Raw genomic sequence first — 15,592 nt, 5'->3', positions numbered from 1 at the left:
AGATACGAAAAAGGGCCGGTTCGACCGGCCCTTTTTGAAATTTTTCGTGTTGCCTTGAGGTCAGTTGCCGACCGAGCCGACGAGGACTTCCGCGCCGTTCTGGATGGTGACCCAGCGGCCGCTGTGGTTGGACGCCTGGCGCTTCAGGTAGCGGTAGGGCGTATGGGTCCATAGCTTGACGCCGTTTTCGAGGTTGTCGAGGATGAAGTCGCCCTGCGCGGTGCGCACGGTCAATACCGCATGGCCTTCGCCGTCGGGCTTGCGCACCACCGTGATCAACAGGTCGCTTGCCGAGAAGCCCTTGCTCATCAGGCGCTTGCGCTTTTCGAGTACGAAGTCTTCGCAGTCGCCAGCGCCGTCCGGATAGGACCAGACTTCGTCCCGGCCGTGCAGTTCCAGGTCGGTCATCGGCGTGATCTCGCGGTTGACGGTCGCGTTCACCTGCCGGATCGTTGCCCAGCCCCGTTCGGTCACGCGTGCAGCGACGGTTCCCTTGGAGCGTACGTTGCACTCGCTCTTGTATTTCTGGCAGAATTCGTAGTGGCCGATCGGCTGCGAGGTCGCCGAGCCAGTCTGCATCCAGGGAGACGATCCCGCCTGTGCGGGGATTGCCGTGTTTGCTGAAATGAAAAGTGCGCAGAACGCCGCGATACTTCCCTTAACTCCAGTCCAAGACGCCATACAAGTCCCCTGCGGCGCGGTATGCCGGACGCTCTTTGTCCGGACGCATTCGCGCAATCCTGAGTTGAAGGCAGCTTGTTTAGGTTCGTCCCCGGCGCTGCTCTAATCGTTAATAAAGAGTTAATAACGTCAGGACTGCAGAGTCAATCTCCGGAATCGGGACATCGGAGTTTATGGTTAAAACCGGAAATGGACGCACGCGAACCGTTGCGCCGCAGGGGATCTGCGGCGCGGGAGCGGTTTTGTCCTTGGGTTCCGGTCGAAAGGAAGGGATATTCCGGCGACGGCTCAGGCGAGCATCGTGCCGATCGCCTGTTTCATTTTAGCAATGTCTTCTTCGCGCGAGAGGCGATGATCGCCATCGCGAATGAGCGTCATCACGACGTCGTCGGCGGGCAGGTGCTCCATCAGCCGCAAGGCGTGGGTATAGGGCACGTCGGGGTCGCGCATGCCCTGCAGGATGTGCACCGGGCAGCCGGTCGAGATCGTGCCGTCGAGCACCCGGTTCTTTCGCCCGTCCTCGATCAGCGCGCGGGTAAAGATGTTCGGCTCGGGGCTATATTCGGAAGGCTGTTCGAAATAGCCGCGTTCGGAAAGCGAAGCCCGCTCCGCATCCGTCAGGTTGGGTTCGATCAGTTCGGCGGTAAAGTCGGGTGCCGGCGCGATCAGCACGAGGCCGGCGACCCGGTTTCCGTCGCCCCGGCGCCGGAGTTCCTGGATGACCCGCAAGGCAATCCAGCAGCCCATCGACGAGCCGATCAGCACCACGCGTCCGGGTGCGGCCTGGTCGATGACGGCAAGGCTTTCTTCGAGCCACCGCGAGATCGTGCCGTCGGCGAAGGCGCCGCCGGAGGCGCCATGGCCGGAATAATCGAAGCGCACGCAGTCAGCGCCTCGCTCCATCGCATAGCGCTCGACCTCGACCGCCTTGGTGCCTGTCATGTCCGAGCGGTAGCCGCCGAGCCAGACCAGCGTCGGCTGCCCGTCCGTCGGCTTGTCGGCATGCCGCACGCGCATCGCGATCTTGCGCGCGGCCTCCGCTGCGCCGACCTCGATGAAGCTGATTTTCGTCTCGGCTGGCGTATCCTGCATGCAAATTCTCTCCAAAGGCCCGTTTCGCTGGCGATTTTCTTTCTAAAACAGATTCGTCTTGCTATCGACAGGTGGTGATTTTCCTTGCAAGCCGTGCTATTGACTCTCCCGTCGCAATTCACACATTGCCGTCGGTGACAGATTCAGGCGCTTCGTTTGGGATCGCGCCGGCGAACGAATTAAACAACATTTTTCGAAATAGCTCGAGGAGAGTACGACCATTCGCAGACCGTTCAAAGCGGACGCCCCCGTCAAGGAGGGGCCGCGCTCAAACAAGGAAATCCGGGTGCCCCGGGTTCAGCTTATCGACGCCGAAGGCCAGAACATCGGCGCCGTCCCGATCGACCAGGCGCTCCGCATGGCGGAGGAAGCCGGTCTTGATCTGGTGGAAATCGCGCCGAACTCCGAACCGCCGGTGTGCAAGATCCTCGATCTTGGCAAGCTGAAGTTCGCCAACCAGAAGAAGGCGGCCGAAGCGCGCAAGAAGCAGAAGATCGTCGAAATCAAAGAAATCAAGATGCGTCCCAACATCGACACGCACGATTATGACGTGAAGATGCGGGCGATGAACCGGTTCTTCGAGGACGGCGACAAGGTCAAGGTCACGCTGAAGTTCCGCGGTCGCGAAATGGCCCACCAGGAACTCGGCATGAAGCTTCTGCTGCAGGTCAAGGACGACACCCAGGCGATTGCCAAGGTGGAAGCCGAGCCGAAGCTCGAAGGCCGCCAGATGATGATGGTTCTCGCGCCGCGCTAAGCGCTGCCGCCCATCCGTCGATATGACGAAAGCCGCCTCCGGGCGGCTTTTTTCGTTGTGCGATCGTTCCGGCTTTGCTGACAGAATGCTGACAGTCGCCCTCAGCGAGCTGTCAGGCATCTCGTGGCATCCTCTCCGCATCAAATCGGGAGAAGGAGCCGAGATCATGAATTCAGTGCTGCGAAAGGCCTTGCTCGTTTCTACGGTCGGTATCTGCGGCCTCGTGTCGGCGCCGATCGGCGCCTCGCTCGTTGCCGCCGGTCCATCGCATCCTTTCTCGACCATGGCGTTCGCCGACGATGACGACAACGACAGCGACGACCGCGGTGGTGGCGATGACGACCGCGACGACGATCGGGGCCATGATCGCGACGATGACGATGATCGCGGTCCCGGTCATCGTGACGATGACGATGATGACGACCGCTTTGACGACATTGACGACGACTTCGACGATGCCCGGGATGATCATGAGATCGAGCTGCGGGTGACCGATGAAAATCTCCGCGGCCTGCGCAATGGCTCGCTGGTTGCCGTCGACAATCTCGGCCGGGTGCTCGAGGTCGAGGTGGAATACGAACGCGGTGTTCGCGTCGTGACGGTCGAGCCGCACGACAGCGATATCCGCCGCAATCCGGGGCCGATCGGTAGCGTCTCCATCCGTCCGGCATTCTGATCCGGTCACGATTTGCCCGGCGCATTCGCCCCACACCATGCGCCGGAGCAATGGTCGGCCGTCACCAGCCCGCCCGGCGGTTCGACCCGGCAAGCGCATGCCCCCGGTGCCCGAGACGGCATTGGGGGCATGCGCGTCGCTGGCGTTCTCGCCAAGGCTGGCATAGGCTCGCCCCCGAACGATGCCCGCGGCGTCGCGGTAGAGAAACCACCTGGCGGGCGCATCCGCTAACGCGTTTGGAAGGAACCGAAGCTGAGGAGCAGTTGCGACAGGATGAAGCCATGGCGATGACACGACGAGACCTGATCGCGCTCTTCTGCTGCTCGCTCCTGCTTTCGCTCGCGCCGCAGCCTGGCGGCATCGCGGCCCTGGCCAAGGATGATGACGATGATGATGACGGCGGCTCGCATGGCGGCGGCGGTCACGGCAACGACGATGATGGCGACGATGATGATGACGACGACGAAGACGATGATGACGATGAAGACCTCGGGCCGGATGGCGCCGGCGGTGCCCGGCGGAGCGATCAGGAGCGGGCGCGCGACGGCGTCGAAAAGGGCGACATCCTGCCGCTGAAGGAGGTTCTGCGGCTGGTCGACGAAGACAAATACGGCCGGGTCATCGCGGTCGATCTCAAGCGATCCGGCGGCAGCGAGATCTACCGGCTCCGCACCCGCGACCGGCAGGGCACGATCCGCAACCTGCGCATCAATGCTCGAACCGGCAAGTTCGTGAACATTTTCGGGTTCTAGAGGAGCGTCATGCGGATTCTTCTGGCGGAGGACGATCCCAATATTGCAGCCCATGTGGCAAGCCGGCTGGAGGCGGAAGGCTACGGCGTCGATACGCTCACCCATGGCCCGGATGTCTGGGAGCAAGGGGAGAGCGGTAACTACGCCCTGGTCATCCTCGATCTCGGCCTGCCGGGCATGGACGGGCTGTCGATCCTGAAGCGCTGGCGGCAGGCGGGGCTGGAGACGCCGGTTCTGGTGCTGACGGCGCGTGGCTCCTGGATGGAGCGCGTCGACGGTTTCGATGCCGGGGCAGACGATTATCTGCCGAAACCCTTCCGCGCCGAGGAGCTTCTCGCGCGGCTGCGCGCGCTTCTGCGGCGCGCCGGTCCGCGTGTGACATCGGTGCGTGCTGCCGGGCGCTTCACCCTCGACGAGGCAGGGCGCCGGGTGACCTTCGACGGGCAGCCGCTCGACCTCAGCCCGCTCGAATACCGCATGCTCGCCCTGTTCGTGGAGCGCAAGGGCCAGGTTGTCACGCCGCTCGAGTTGGCAAGCCACGTGCAGGGCCGCGACGACGATGCCGCCAAGAATGCGGTGGAAGCGATGATTGCCCGCCTGCGCAAGAAGACCGAGAGCGGCGCGATCGAAACGCGGCGCGGGTTTGGCTATGTGCTGCCGGACGTTGGCGCATGATCCGCTCGTTGCGGCTGAGGCTGGCAATCGGCGCATCGGTCGCCATCTGCCTGGTTCTGCTGGTGGTCTGGCTGTCTTTAAGCCGGCTTTTCACCGACTATGTTGCCGGACGCTACCGCGCCGAAATGGCAACGCTTGTCGATACCGTTGCCGCCCAGGTGCGGGTGCGCAACGGTGAATTGGTGCTGCCGCGCGAGCCGGCCGATCCACGCCTTAGCCTGCCGGCCGGCGGCCGCTACTGGCAGCTCGACCGCGACGGCGGCACGCCGCTGCGTTCACGCTCCCTCTGGGACACGGTGATCGATGCCGATCGGCCGTCGGCGCCGCACCACCTGGGCTTCCTCGAAGCGGAGGGGCCGGACGGTGCGCCGATCCTCGTCTACCGCCAGGCTCTGATGCTGGGCGAGGGCCCGGATGCCAAGCGGTTCGCCGTCACCGCCGGTTTTGCGCGCGGCGAACTCGATGACGCCTTGTCCGCCTTTCACGGCCGCATCCGGCTGATGCTGCTGGCGACGGCGGCCGTGCTTGCCGGCGCCGCATTCCTGCAAGGTGCGCTCGGCCTCCTGCCGCTGGTGCGGCTGCGGGAGCGGGCCGCCCGCGTCCGGTCCGGCGAGGAGAAGGACTTTGGCCTGGCCGGCCCGAGCGAGGTGCAGCCGCTCGTCAGCGAAATCAATCTTCTGCTTGCGGAGCGCGCGACGGCGTTGGCGCAGGCCCGGGCGCGCGCCAGCGATCTTGCCCACGGGCTGAAGACGCCGCTGACGGTGCTGGCGCAACTTGCCGAAGGCCTGCCGAAACAGCAGCGCGACATCGCCCTCGAACAGGTCGACCTGGTGCGCCAGCGCGCCGACCGCCAGCTTCAGGCGGCCCGCATGGGCGTCGAGCGCATGGCAACGACCTCGATCGCCGACCTCGGCAACAAGCTGGTCAGCGTCTTGCGTCCCGTGACCGCCGAGCGCGACGTTGCCTGGGAGGTCGATATCGATCCGTCGATTTCGATCGACGTCGATCCGGCCGACCTTGCCGAATGTCTCGGCAACCTGCTCGACAATGCCGCCAAATGGGCGCGGGCGCGCATCCGGCTTTCGGCGGGGATGATTGACGGGCGGGTGCGGATCGCCGTCGGTGACGATGGGCCGGGCATTGCGGAGGGCGATCGCGCGCAGGCAATGCACCGCGGGAGCCACAGCGCCGATGCCGCGCCGGGCCACGCTTCCGGCAATGGCCTCGGACTGGCGATCAGCGCCGATATAGCGGAGGCCTATGGCGCGACCATGTCGCTCGGGCAATCGGCGTTGGGTGGTCTTGAGGTCGCGCTGATCTTCGACGTCGGCGGTGGCAGCCGCCGCCCGCGTGATCCGGCCTGAGGCGCAAAGCGCCGTCGCAAAATGGCGGAATGTGCCGGCGCTGAAGGCATCGGATCGCCGCTTGCAGCCTGTGTCTTCGATTCCCCAGTTGCGCTTTTCGGGATGTGCGGTTATAAGCCCCCGTCCGAACGGTCCGGCAGGGCATGCCGTGGCCGTTCTTAACGCTGGAAATGGACCTCGTCTGTCCGTTTCGATTCTTAAGAACAATGGAGTAGCAAAATGCCCAAGATGAAGACGAAATCGTCTGCCAAGAAGCGGTTCAAGATCACCGCCACCGGCAAGGTTCGTGCTGCAGCTGCTGGCAAGCGCCACGGCATGATCAAGCGTACCAATAAGTTCATCCGCGACGCGCGTGGAACGATGATCCTCGCTGAGCCCGATGGCAAGAAGGTCGTCAAGAACTACCTGCCGAACGGTCTCTAAGACTTTCAGGCATATTGGACACGTTAAGGAGATCATGACATGGCACGTGTAAAACGCGGCGTAACCGCCCACGCCAAGCACAAGAAGACGCTGAAGGCAGCCAAGGGCTTCTACGGCCGTCGCAAGAACACCATCCGCGCCGCCAAGGCAGCGGTTGACCGTTCGAAGCAGTACGCTTACCGCGACCGCAAGGTTAACAAGCGCAACTTCCGCGCTCTCTGGATCCAGCGTATCAACGCTGCCGTCCGCGAATTCGGCCTGACCTATGGCCGCTTCATCGACGGCCTGAACAAGGCTGGCATCGAAGTCGACCGCAAGGTTCTGTCCGACATGGCTATCCATGAGCCGGCAGCATTCGGCGCCCTCGTCGAAGCTTCCAAGAAGGCGCTCGCCTATCTCAAGGAAGCCGGTACGGAAAACGAGTTTGAAAGCGCTGTTCGTTAAGCCAGCGTTTTCCCAAAATCGTTTTTGAAATTAGTTGGGAAACCCGCGCTGGCAGGGCTGGCGCGGGTTTTTCTTGTTTTACGGGACGAAAGTGTACCACGATCGAAGGGGACCATGCGCGGTCCCGGAGCTTGATGACGACGATATGACGTCTCTGCTGGCAGCGCTTGCAGCCGGCCGGGAGCGTGTTGAGCGTTGCGAGCTCAAGGATCGTATGGTTTGGATCAAGCGCTATTGCCGTCAAGGCCCCCGTCTTTGGCTGCGCACCCAAGCCTTCATCGCCCGGGTCTGTGGCCTTCCCGTGTTGCTGCCTTCCCCACTTCTCGACGTCGAGGGCATGATCGAGCGCGAAGTTCGCCAGATCGCGACCTTCTCCGAGGCCGGTTTCATGACGCCCGAGGTCGTCTATCGCGGACCGAAGGTGCTGGTTCTCTCCCATCTCGGCCTGCCGGTCAGCAAGCATATGGGGCCGCTGCGCAACAGCGACGCCGCCGCGCACGATCAGCTGCTGGTGCGCTGCGCTGCGGAACTCGGGCGCCTGCATCGCGCCGGCCTTTGCCACGGACGCCCGCATCCGCGCGATTTCATCATCGACAACGGCGAATTCGGCTTCCTCGATTTCGAGGAAGTGCCTGCGAGCGTCATGCCGCTGGCGACCGCCCAGGCGCGCGATCTCTGGCTGCTGTTTTTGCAGGTGGCGAGCCGATCCCTGCTGCCGGAGACCCCGGCTGTGGCCTTTGCCGCCTGGAAGTCCGCCGCTCCGGCGGAAGCCAGCAGGGCGCTCACCGAGATCATGCCGCTCTTCATCCGCTTGCTGCCGCTGGCGCGCTTCCTCCTGCGCTTCCGCAAGGGCAACGATATCATCCGTTTCATCGCTGCGACGGACTATCTGGCGGGTGCGACGCAATAACATTCCTGAAGACAAGAACCGATATAGAACCGAACCCATTCCCGCATCGAGGCAGGACAGAATGAGCGAACTGGAAACACTGGAACGGACACTCCTGGCGGACATCGACGCCGCCGGCGACGAAGGATCGATCGAGGCGGTGCGCGTCAACGCACTCGGCAAGAAGGGCTCGATCTCCGAGCTGCTGAAGACGCTCGGCACCATGACGCCCGAGGAGCGCCAGACCCGCGGCGCGCAGATCAACGCGCTGAAGAACACGGTCGCCGAAGCGATCGCCGCTCGCAAGTCGGCGCTCAAGGACCAGGCGATCGCCGAGCGCCTGGCGCGCGAGACCGTCGACATCAGCCTGCCGGTGCGCTCGTCGCCGGCCGAGCGTGGCCGCATTCACCCGATCAGCCAGATCGTCGACGAGATCACCGCGATCTTCGGCGACATGGGCTTCTCGATCGCCGAAGGCCCGGACATTGAAACCGACTACTACAACTTCACGGCACTGAACTTCCCCGAAGGGCATCCGGCTCGCGAGATGCACGACACCTTCTTCTTCAACCCGGATGAGAAGGGCGAGCGCAAGGTGCTGCGCACGCACACCTCGCCGGTGCAGATCCGCACCATGGAAGCGCAGAAGCCGCCGATCCGCATCATTATTCCCGGCAAGACCTACCGGCAGGACTCCGATGCGACCCACTCGCCGATGTTCCATCAGGTCGAAGGCCTGGTCATCGACAAGGTGGCCAACGTCGCCAATATGCGCTGGGTGCTGGAAGAATTCTGCAAGGCCTTCTTCGAGGTGGACCAGGTGACGATGCGCTTCCGCCCGTCCTTCTTCCCCTTCACCGAGCCGTCCTTCGAGGTCGACATCCAGTGCGACCGCTCTGGCCCAATCGTGAAATTCGGCGAGGGCACCGACTGGATGGAGATTCTCGGCTGCGGCATGGTGCACCCGAACGTGCTGCGCTCCGGCGGGCTCGATCCGGACGAGTACCAGGGCTTTGCCTGGGGAATGGGCCTCGATCGCATCGCCATGCTGAAATACGGCATGCCGGACCTGCGCGACTTCTTCAACGCCGACGTTCGCTGGATGACGCACTACGGCTTCCGCCCGCTGGACATGCCGACCTTGTTCGGCGGCCTCTCGGCCTGATCGCGCGCAGATATTTAGGACACAGGTGAAATCATGAAATTCACGCTTTCCTGGCTCAAGGACCACCTTGAAACCGACGCTTCGCTGGAAGAGATCTGCGCGCGCCTGACGATGATCGGGCTCGAAGTGGAAGACGTCGACGACAAGGCCGCCTTCAAGCCCTTCGTCATCGCCAAGGTTGTTTCGGCCGAGCAGCATCCGAACGCCGACAAGCTGCGCGTGCTGATGGTCGACACCGGCGCCGGCGCTCCGATCCAGGTCGTCTGCGGCGCACCGAATGCGCGCGCCGGCCTTGTCGGCGCCTTTGCAGCCCCCGGTACCTATGTTCCCGGCATCGACGTGACGCTCGCCGTCGGCACCATCCGTGGCGTCGAAAGCCGCGGCATGATGTGCTCGGAAAAGGAACTGCAGATCTCCGAGGACCACAACGGCATCATCGACCTTCCGGCCGACGCACCCGTTGGCACGAGCTACGCGACTTACGCCGGCCTCGACGATCCGATGATCGAGATCAACCTGACGCCGAACCGGCCGGACTGCACCAGCGTCTACGGCATTGCCCGTGACCTCGCCGCTTCCGGCCTCGGCACCTTGAAGGCGCGCAACGCGCCGACCTTCAAGGTGGAAGGCGACACGCCCACCAAGCTGACGCTCGACCTCGGCGAAGACAAGCATCTCTGCCCCGGCTTCTCGCTGCGCCTGGTGCGCGGCGTCAAGAACGGCCCGTCGCCGAAGTGGATGCAGCAGCGTCTGCTCGCCATCGGCCTGCGCCCGATCAACGCGCTGGTCGACATCACCAACTACATGACCTTCGACCAGGGTCGCCCGATGCACGTCTTCGACGCCGCCAAGGTCAAGGGCAACCTGACGGTCCGTCGCGCCAAGGACGGCGAGACGGTGCTGGCGCTCGACCAGCGCGAATACAAGCTCGGCCCGAACAACGTGGTCATAGCAGACGAAAAGGCGATCGAGTCGATCGGCGGCGTCATGGGCGGCGAACATTCCGGCTGCGACGAGAACACCACCGACGTGCTGATCGAGTCGGCGCTCTGGGACCCGATGAACATTGCCAAGACCGGCCGCACGCTCGGCATCATCACCGATGCGCGCTACCGCTTCGAACGCGGCGTTGATCCGGAATATATGGTGCCCGGTCTCGAGCGCACCACCGAGTTGGTGCTCGAACTCTGCGGCGGCACGGCAGCCAAGGCCGAAGTCGTCGGCTATGCCGGTCATGAGCCGAAGATCGTCGACTTCCCGGTCTCCGAAGTGAAGCGCCTGACAGGCCTCGAAGTCTCCTCCGAGGAGAGCGTCTCGATCCTGAAGAAGCTCGGCTTCGGCGTTGAAGGTTCCGGCGATCGCTTCAAGGTCTCGGTTCCGTCCTGGCGCCCCGATGTCGACGGCAAGGCCGATCTCGTCGAAGAGGTCATGCGCATTCACGGCGTCGACAACATTGTCGCCGCCCCGCTGCCGAGCCACGGCACAGTTAACGGCAAAATCCTGACGACGCTGCAGATCCGCACGCGCCTTGCCAAGCGCGCGCTTGCAAGCCGCGGCATGCTCGAAGCGGTCACCTGGTCGTTCATCTCCGAGGAACAGGCCAAGCTCTTCGGTGGTGGCTCGGCTGCCCTGAAGCTCGCGAACCCGATTGCCTCCGACATGTCGGATATGCGTCCGTCGCTGCTGCCGGGTCTGCTGGCCGCCGCCCAGCGCAATGCCGACAAGGGTTTCGGCGACGTCGCAATCTTCGAAGTCTCCGGCACCTATGAAGGCGATACGGCGGACGCGCAGCGCCGCGTTGCCGGCGGTATTCGTCGTGGTACTGCGTCCTTGAACGGCGCCGGCCGTCTGTGGTCGAACGCCGCCAAGGGCGGCGGCAAGCCGGTCGACGTCTTCGATGCCAAGGCCGACGCCATTGCGGTGCTCGAAGCCTGCGGCGTGCCGATGGGCAACGTCCAGTTCGAGCCGGGCGGTCCCGCCTGGTACCATCCGGGCCGCTCCGGCACGATCAAGCTCGGCCCGAAGATCGTTCTCGGCACCTTCGGCGAGTTCCATCCGAAGACGCTCGAAGCGCTCGACGTCTCGGGTGCGCTTGCAGGCTTCGAGATCTATGTCGACGCCATGCCCGAGCCGAAGAAGAAGGCGACCCGCACCAAGCCGGCGCTCGACCTCTCGCCGTTCCAGGCGGTCAAGCGCGACTTCGCCTTCGTCGTCGACAAGACGGTGGAAGCCGGCGCCATCCTGCGTGCCGCTTCCGGTGCCGACCGCAAGCTGGTCACCGGCGTCAGCGTCTTCGACGTCTTTGAGGGCGCATCGCTCGGTGAAGGCAAGAAGTCGATCGCCATCGAGGTGACCATCCAGCCGGTCGAGCGTACCCTCACCGACGAGGATTTCGAGGCGCTCACCGCCAAGATCGTCGCCAATGTGACGAAGACGACCGGCGGCGTTCTGCGCGCCTGATCCGTTCGACAAAACGGATACCGAAGGGCCGCTGCACCGCAGCGGCCCTTTTCGTTGCGGCCTATTGCGCGCGCTGCATCAGCTCGATGCGGTTGCCGAACGGGTCGTTGACATAACATCTGCGGTAGTCGGCAAGCGGCTCGTCCTCGGCGATCGTCACGCCGCCGGCTTCGAGCCTGAGGATCATCCGCTCGAGATCGTCGACCAAAAAGGCCGGATGGGCCTTGCGCGCCGGCACGAAATCCTGGTCGATGCCGAGGTGCAGGCGGATGCTGCCCCGCTCGAACCAGCAGCCGCCACGGCCACGCAGATTGGCGGGCTTGACGACCTCCGTCAGCCCGAGCAATCCGCCATAGAAGCCGCGCGCCAAGTCTTCGCCGCCTTCCGGTATCGCAAGCTGCACATGGTCGATGGCAAGCAGCCGGCCGGTCGATGTGGACTCGGGTCCGCCGTCCGTCATTGCGCGTGCAGGTGATAGATCTTGTTGACGATCAGCCAACGGCCGTCGATCTTCACCAGCGACAGGTAATTGGAGAAGCGCTCTCCGGCGAAGCTGTCGATGACCTTCACCGTGGCGGCGTCGCCGGTGATGTCGATCATCTGCACGTCCATTTCCGGCTGTGTTCCGGGCGGTGCTGCGCCGGCGTCGAGGATCGCCTTGATGAAGCCGTCACGCGTCATCCATTCGAGTGCGCCCTGGTAGTTGCCGATGATCGCAGCATCCGGATGGAACGCCTTGCGCAGCGCCCCCTCGTTGGCAAATGCCATGCCGTCGACATAGAGGTGCACCACTGCACTGATCGCCTGTTCGTCGGACATCCCCGCTCCTCCTGACCTTTTGACCGTCGATCAAGAGGTAGGGCACCCGGCGGGAATTTCGATGGGTGATCTCCTCGCGCCGGTGGCGCGAGGAGAAGGTGTCAGCGGTTGGTGAGCGCCAGCGACGCATCCGTGTAGCGCTTTCCGGCCACAAGGGCCGGGGAGAGGGCTTCGGCGAGCCGGCTCGATTCTTCGGCCGTGAGCGTGATGTCCGCAGCGGCGGCGTTCTGTTCCAGATGGTCGAGCTTGCGGGCGCCGGGGATCGGAACGATGAAGTCGCCCTGGTTGATCACCCAGGCAAGGGCCAGTTGGGCGGCGGTGATACCCTTTTCCTCGGCCAGCGCCTGCAGCGTTTCGACCTGCCGGACGTTGGCCTCGAGATTCTCCGCCTGGAACCGCGGCAGCGAGCGGCGGAAGTCGTCGGCTTCCAGATCCTCGGCCTTGCGGATCGCGCCGGTCAGCATGCCGCGTCCAAGCGGGCTGTATGGCACGAAACCGATGCCGAGTTCGCGGCAAGTGGCAAGCACGTCTTCTTCCGGATCACGCGTCCACAGCGAATACTCGCTCTGCACCGCGGCGATCGGATGAACCATGTGGGCGCGGCGGATGGTGGCGGCACTCGCTTCCGAAAGGCCGAGCGCGCGCACCTTGCCCTCGCGCACCAGCTCGGCCATGGCGCCGACGGTGTCCTCGATCGGTACGTCAGGGTCGACGCGGTGCTGGTAGTAGAGATCGATGACATCTGTGCCGAGCCGCTTGAGCGAGGCTTCCGCTACCGCCTTCGCATGCTCCGGCCGGCCGTCGACGCCCCTGATCGCCTGGACGCTCGGCACGCCGGTCTCGATGCGGAAGCCGAACTTGGTGGCGATGACCACCTTGTCACGCACCGGGCCGAGCGCCTTGCCGACGAGTTTTTCGTTCTCGAAGGGACCATAGACTTCGGCCGTGTCGAAGAAGGTGACGCCGAGATCGACGGCGCGCTGCAGCGTGCGGATCGATTCCGCTTCGTCCGCAGCGCCATAGGCGAAACTTATGCCCATGCATCCAAGGCCGATGGTGGAGACGGTAAGCTCACTTCCGAGTTTGCGGGTCTTCATGTCGTGTCCTTTATGGCTGCCATGCGTCGGAGCTAGCGCGTTGGGAGCGCACGTCTATCGTCCGAGGCATGAAATGGTGGGTGGTCACCGCCGCCTACGCCCTTTTGTGGCGGCGCGACGGGTTCCTCTGCGTCATCGCCAGACGAGCTCCTCGCTTCGTCCTGACGCTGGCGACATGTGAAGAATAGGGCTCGATGGGGCGGCTGAAAATCACTGTCAATTCTCACGGGCTGTTCTATTATTTCGATCAATGAACAGAACACAGCTCTCCCAACTCGCGGTATTGGCCGCCGTCGCCGCCCATGGCAGCTTTCGTGGCGCCGCGCGCGAACTGGGCGTCGCACCGTCGGCCGTCAGCCACGCCGTCGGCAGCCTCGAGGCGAGCCTCGGCATTCGCCTGCTCGCCCGCACCACCCGCAGCGTCGCGCCGACGGAGGAGGGGCGCCGGCTGCTCGAACGGCTGGCGCCGGCGCTCGACGAGATAGCCCATGCTTTGGAAGCGGCCGCCGACGCCCGCGAGCGTCCCGCCGGCAATCTTCGCATCACTGCACCGCGTTTCGCTGCCGATCTGATCCTTGCGCCGCGCCTGGGCGCCTTCCTGGACCGCTATCCCGAGATTGTGCTCGAAATCGCCAACGAGGACGGCTTCACCGACATCGTCCAGGAAGGTTTCGATGCCGGCATCAGGCTCGGTGAGAGCCTGGAGGCCGACATGATCGCGGTGAAGGTCGGGCCGGAGCTCGAAAGCGCCGTCGTCGCGTCGCCCGAATACTTCCAACGCTACGGCCGGCCGCAGCATCCGCGCGACCTCGCGCAGCATCGCTGCATCCGTCGGCGCTTCTCCAACGGGACGCTTTATCGCTGGGAATTCGAGAAGGATGGCGAGGAACTGACGGTGTCGGTCGAGGGACCGCTGATCCTTGGCGAAGACCGACCGATCATCAAAGCGACAATGGGCGGCGCCGGCCTTGCCTATCTCTTCCTGTCGCGCGTCGAGACCGCGATTGCCGAAGGCAAGCTGGAGCGCGTCATGGCGGACTGGTGCGCGCCCTATGCCGGTCCCTATCTCTACTATCCGAGCCGCCGGCAGATGCGGCCGGCACTGCGCGCCTTTATCGATTTCTTCCGGCACAGCGGCTAGCCGCGGCGCGAAATCGGGTGGCGCGACAGACCCGGATCTGGAATGCCATCGGTTTCGTGTCTTGATGAGAGGAAGGCCCATGAAGAAGCCCGGTTCGATGAAGGGCCTTGAAGATCTCGGCCGGGTGCGGCTTTCCCAAAACTTCTTCTTCCGCGACTTCCTGCATTCGGAAATCGCAGATTTCTACCGCATCCCGAACATTCCCGATGATCCGGATCTGGCGATCGAGGCCGGGCGGCGTTTGTGCGAAGAGTTGCTGGAGCCGCTGGAGGCGACCTTCGGTCGTCTCGTCATCCGATCCGGCTATCGCAATCGCGCCGTCAACGGCTTCGGCAATGCCAACGGGCTGAACTGCTCGACCAATGCGGCCTCGGCCGCAGATCACATCTGGGACATGCGCGATGCGGACGGATGCATCGGCGCCACCGCCTGTATCGTCATTCCCTGGGTCTGGGACCGGCGCGGCGAGATCGGCGGCTGGCAGTCGATCGCCTGGTGGATCCACGACCATCTGCCCTATGCCTCGCTCTGTTTCTTCCCGAAGCTCTGGGCTTTCAACATCCAATGGCACGAGCGGCCGGCGCGCCGGATCATGAGTTTCGTCGAGCCGCGCGGTGTCTTGACCAAGGCCGGTGCGGCGAACCAGGGAGGCCGCCATGCCGAGGCCTATGCCGGGTTTCCTGACTTGAGGACCGCGCCGATATTGACCTTGTAGCGCACATGCTCGTCGGTGCCGGAGTAGCGGTCATAGAGCCGCCGCGCCGTTGCATTGTCGGCCTCGGTGTACCAGTAGAGCCGGTCCCAGCCCTTATCCTGGCAATGCGCGATCAGATCGTCGATCATCGCCCGCGCCACGCCCTGGCCGCGTGCGGCAGGCTCGACATAGAGATCCTCGATGTAGCAGATCGGATGGCGGAAGAAGGTGGCGAGCTGCTCCTGGCAGATCGCAAAGCCGACCACCTGCCCGTCGAGGATCGCCAGCCGCGCAAAGAGCGGCGCGGAGGGATCGATCAACCGGTTCCAGGTGCCGTCGATGATGTCTTCGGCGAGTTCGCTGCCGGAAAAGGCGACATAGCCGGCCCAGAGGCGACGCCAGTCCGCCTCGTCGCCGCCTGTCGCGGCGCGTATCGTCAATGCCATCGTGTTGTTTTTGCTCC

Annotated in this window: 18 protein-coding genes; 12 read left to right on the top strand and 6 right to left on the bottom strand. The window is 64.0% G+C overall.

All coding sequences use genetic code 11. The features are described 5' to 3' along the window. Positions 1 to 60 precede the first annotated feature (60 nt). On the bottom strand, positions 61 to 681 hold the full coding sequence (locus tag JVX98_RS21190) for a transglutaminase-like cysteine peptidase (protein WP_043617116.1): 621 nt from the start codon (positions 679 to 681) through the stop codon (positions 61 to 63). A gap of 288 nt (positions 682 to 969) precedes the next feature. Then, positions 970 to 1,773: a carboxylesterase gene (locus JVX98_RS21185; RefSeq protein WP_205237332.1), complete on the bottom strand. Its 804-nt coding sequence runs from the start codon at positions 1,771 to 1,773 to the stop codon at positions 970 to 972. 220 nt (positions 1,774 to 1,993) lie between these two features. Between JVX98_RS21185 and infC the strand changes: the two genes are divergently transcribed. From infC to pheT, 10 genes are all read left to right on the top strand, one after another. Next, complete coding sequence (infC, locus tag JVX98_RS21180; protein WP_034804663.1) at positions 1,994 to 2,530, top strand: translation initiation factor IF-3; 537 nt, start codon at positions 1,994 to 1,996, stop codon at positions 2,528 to 2,530. Between the two features lie 166 nt (positions 2,531 to 2,696). Next, the gene (locus JVX98_RS21175; protein ID WP_192448133.1) at positions 2,697 to 3,206 is read left to right on the top strand and encodes a hypothetical protein; all 510 of its coding nucleotides are present in this window, start codon (positions 2,697 to 2,699) and stop codon (positions 3,204 to 3,206) included. Between the two features lie 281 nt (positions 3,207 to 3,487). After that, the gene (locus tag JVX98_RS21170) at positions 3,488 to 3,958 is read left to right on the top strand and encodes a PepSY domain-containing protein (protein ID WP_205237331.1); all 471 of its coding nucleotides are present in this window, start codon (positions 3,488 to 3,490) and stop codon (positions 3,956 to 3,958) included. A gap of 9 nt (positions 3,959 to 3,967) precedes the next feature. Further along, a complete protein-coding gene (locus JVX98_RS21165) occupies positions 3,968 to 4,633 on the top strand; it encodes a response regulator transcription factor (RefSeq protein ID WP_205237330.1) in 666 nt (221 codons plus the stop codon). After that, positions 4,630 to 5,997 (top strand): sensor histidine kinase, encoded by a 1,368-nt coding sequence (locus JVX98_RS21160; protein ID WP_205237329.1) that lies wholly within the window; start codon positions 4,630 to 4,632, stop codon positions 5,995 to 5,997. The genes JVX98_RS21165 and JVX98_RS21160 overlap by 4 nt, the downstream gene beginning before the upstream one ends. A gap of 219 nt (positions 5,998 to 6,216) precedes the next feature. Further along, a complete protein-coding gene (gene rpmI / locus JVX98_RS21155; RefSeq protein ID WP_043617095.1) occupies positions 6,217 to 6,420 on the top strand; it encodes a 50S ribosomal protein L35 in 204 nt (67 codons plus the stop codon). A 39-nt stretch (positions 6,421 to 6,459) separates the two neighbouring features. After that, on the top strand, positions 6,460 to 6,864 hold the full coding sequence (rplT, locus tag JVX98_RS21150) for a 50S ribosomal protein L20 (protein WP_043617092.1): 405 nt from the start codon (positions 6,460 to 6,462) through the stop codon (positions 6,862 to 6,864). A gap of 145 nt (positions 6,865 to 7,009) precedes the next feature. Then, the gene (locus JVX98_RS21145) at positions 7,010 to 7,774 is read left to right on the top strand and encodes a serine/threonine protein phosphatase (RefSeq protein ID WP_205237328.1); all 765 of its coding nucleotides are present in this window, start codon (positions 7,010 to 7,012) and stop codon (positions 7,772 to 7,774) included. 61 nt (positions 7,775 to 7,835) lie between these two features. Continuing rightward, entirely contained in the window at positions 7,836 to 8,918 is a 1,083-nt protein-coding gene (gene pheS / locus JVX98_RS21140) for a phenylalanine--tRNA ligase subunit alpha (protein WP_205237327.1), read from the top strand. Between the two features lie 33 nt (positions 8,919 to 8,951). Beyond that, positions 8,952 to 11,378 carry a phenylalanine--tRNA ligase subunit beta gene (gene pheT, locus JVX98_RS21135; RefSeq protein ID WP_205237326.1) on the top strand — a complete coding sequence of 809 codons (2,427 nt, stop codon included), beginning with the start codon at positions 8,952 to 8,954 and terminating at the stop codon, positions 11,376 to 11,378. A gap of 61 nt (positions 11,379 to 11,439) precedes the next feature. Here the strand turns inward: pheT and JVX98_RS21130 are convergent, their stop codons facing one another. The 3 genes from JVX98_RS21130 to JVX98_RS21120 all read right to left on the bottom strand — a co-directional run bounded on the left by JVX98_RS21130 (position 11,440) and on the right by JVX98_RS21120 (position 13,294). Beyond that, the gene (locus JVX98_RS21130; RefSeq protein WP_205237325.1) at positions 11,440 to 11,838 is read right to left on the bottom strand and encodes a VOC family protein; all 399 of its coding nucleotides are present in this window, start codon (positions 11,836 to 11,838) and stop codon (positions 11,440 to 11,442) included. Further along, complete coding sequence (locus JVX98_RS21125; RefSeq protein WP_205237324.1) at positions 11,835 to 12,197, bottom strand: nuclear transport factor 2 family protein; 363 nt, start codon at positions 12,195 to 12,197, stop codon at positions 11,835 to 11,837. Before JVX98_RS21125 ends, JVX98_RS21130 begins: the two co-directional genes overlap by 4 nt. A 101-nt stretch (positions 12,198 to 12,298) precedes the next feature. Next, on the bottom strand, positions 12,299 to 13,294 hold the full coding sequence (locus JVX98_RS21120) for an aldo/keto reductase (protein WP_205237323.1): 996 nt from the start codon (positions 13,292 to 13,294) through the stop codon (positions 12,299 to 12,301). Positions 13,295 to 13,544: 250 nt separating this feature from the next. On the opposite strand from JVX98_RS21120, the gene JVX98_RS21115 reads away from it, so the two are divergent. Further along, entirely contained in the window at positions 13,545 to 14,435 is an 891-nt protein-coding gene (locus JVX98_RS21115) for a LysR family transcriptional regulator (RefSeq protein ID WP_205237322.1), read from the top strand. Between the two features lie 79 nt (positions 14,436 to 14,514). Then, positions 14,515 to 15,150, top strand: a complete 636-nt coding sequence (locus tag JVX98_RS21110) for a hypothetical protein (protein ID WP_205237321.1) — start codon at positions 14,515 to 14,517, stop codon at positions 15,148 to 15,150. Here the strand turns inward: JVX98_RS21110 and JVX98_RS21105 are convergent. Next, complete coding sequence (locus tag JVX98_RS21105) at positions 15,102 to 15,575, bottom strand: GNAT family N-acetyltransferase (RefSeq protein WP_205237320.1); 474 nt, start codon at positions 15,573 to 15,575, stop codon at positions 15,102 to 15,104. The two genes, JVX98_RS21110 and JVX98_RS21105, sit on opposite strands and share 49 nt — an antisense overlap. Positions 15,576 to 15,592 lie beyond the last annotated feature (17 nt).

This window comes from Ensifer sp. PDNC004, from assembly GCF_016919405.1.
Taxonomy (GTDB): Bacteria; Pseudomonadota; Alphaproteobacteria; order Rhizobiales; family Rhizobiaceae; genus Ensifer.
This window is presented reverse-complemented; position numbering and strand designations above follow the sequence as displayed.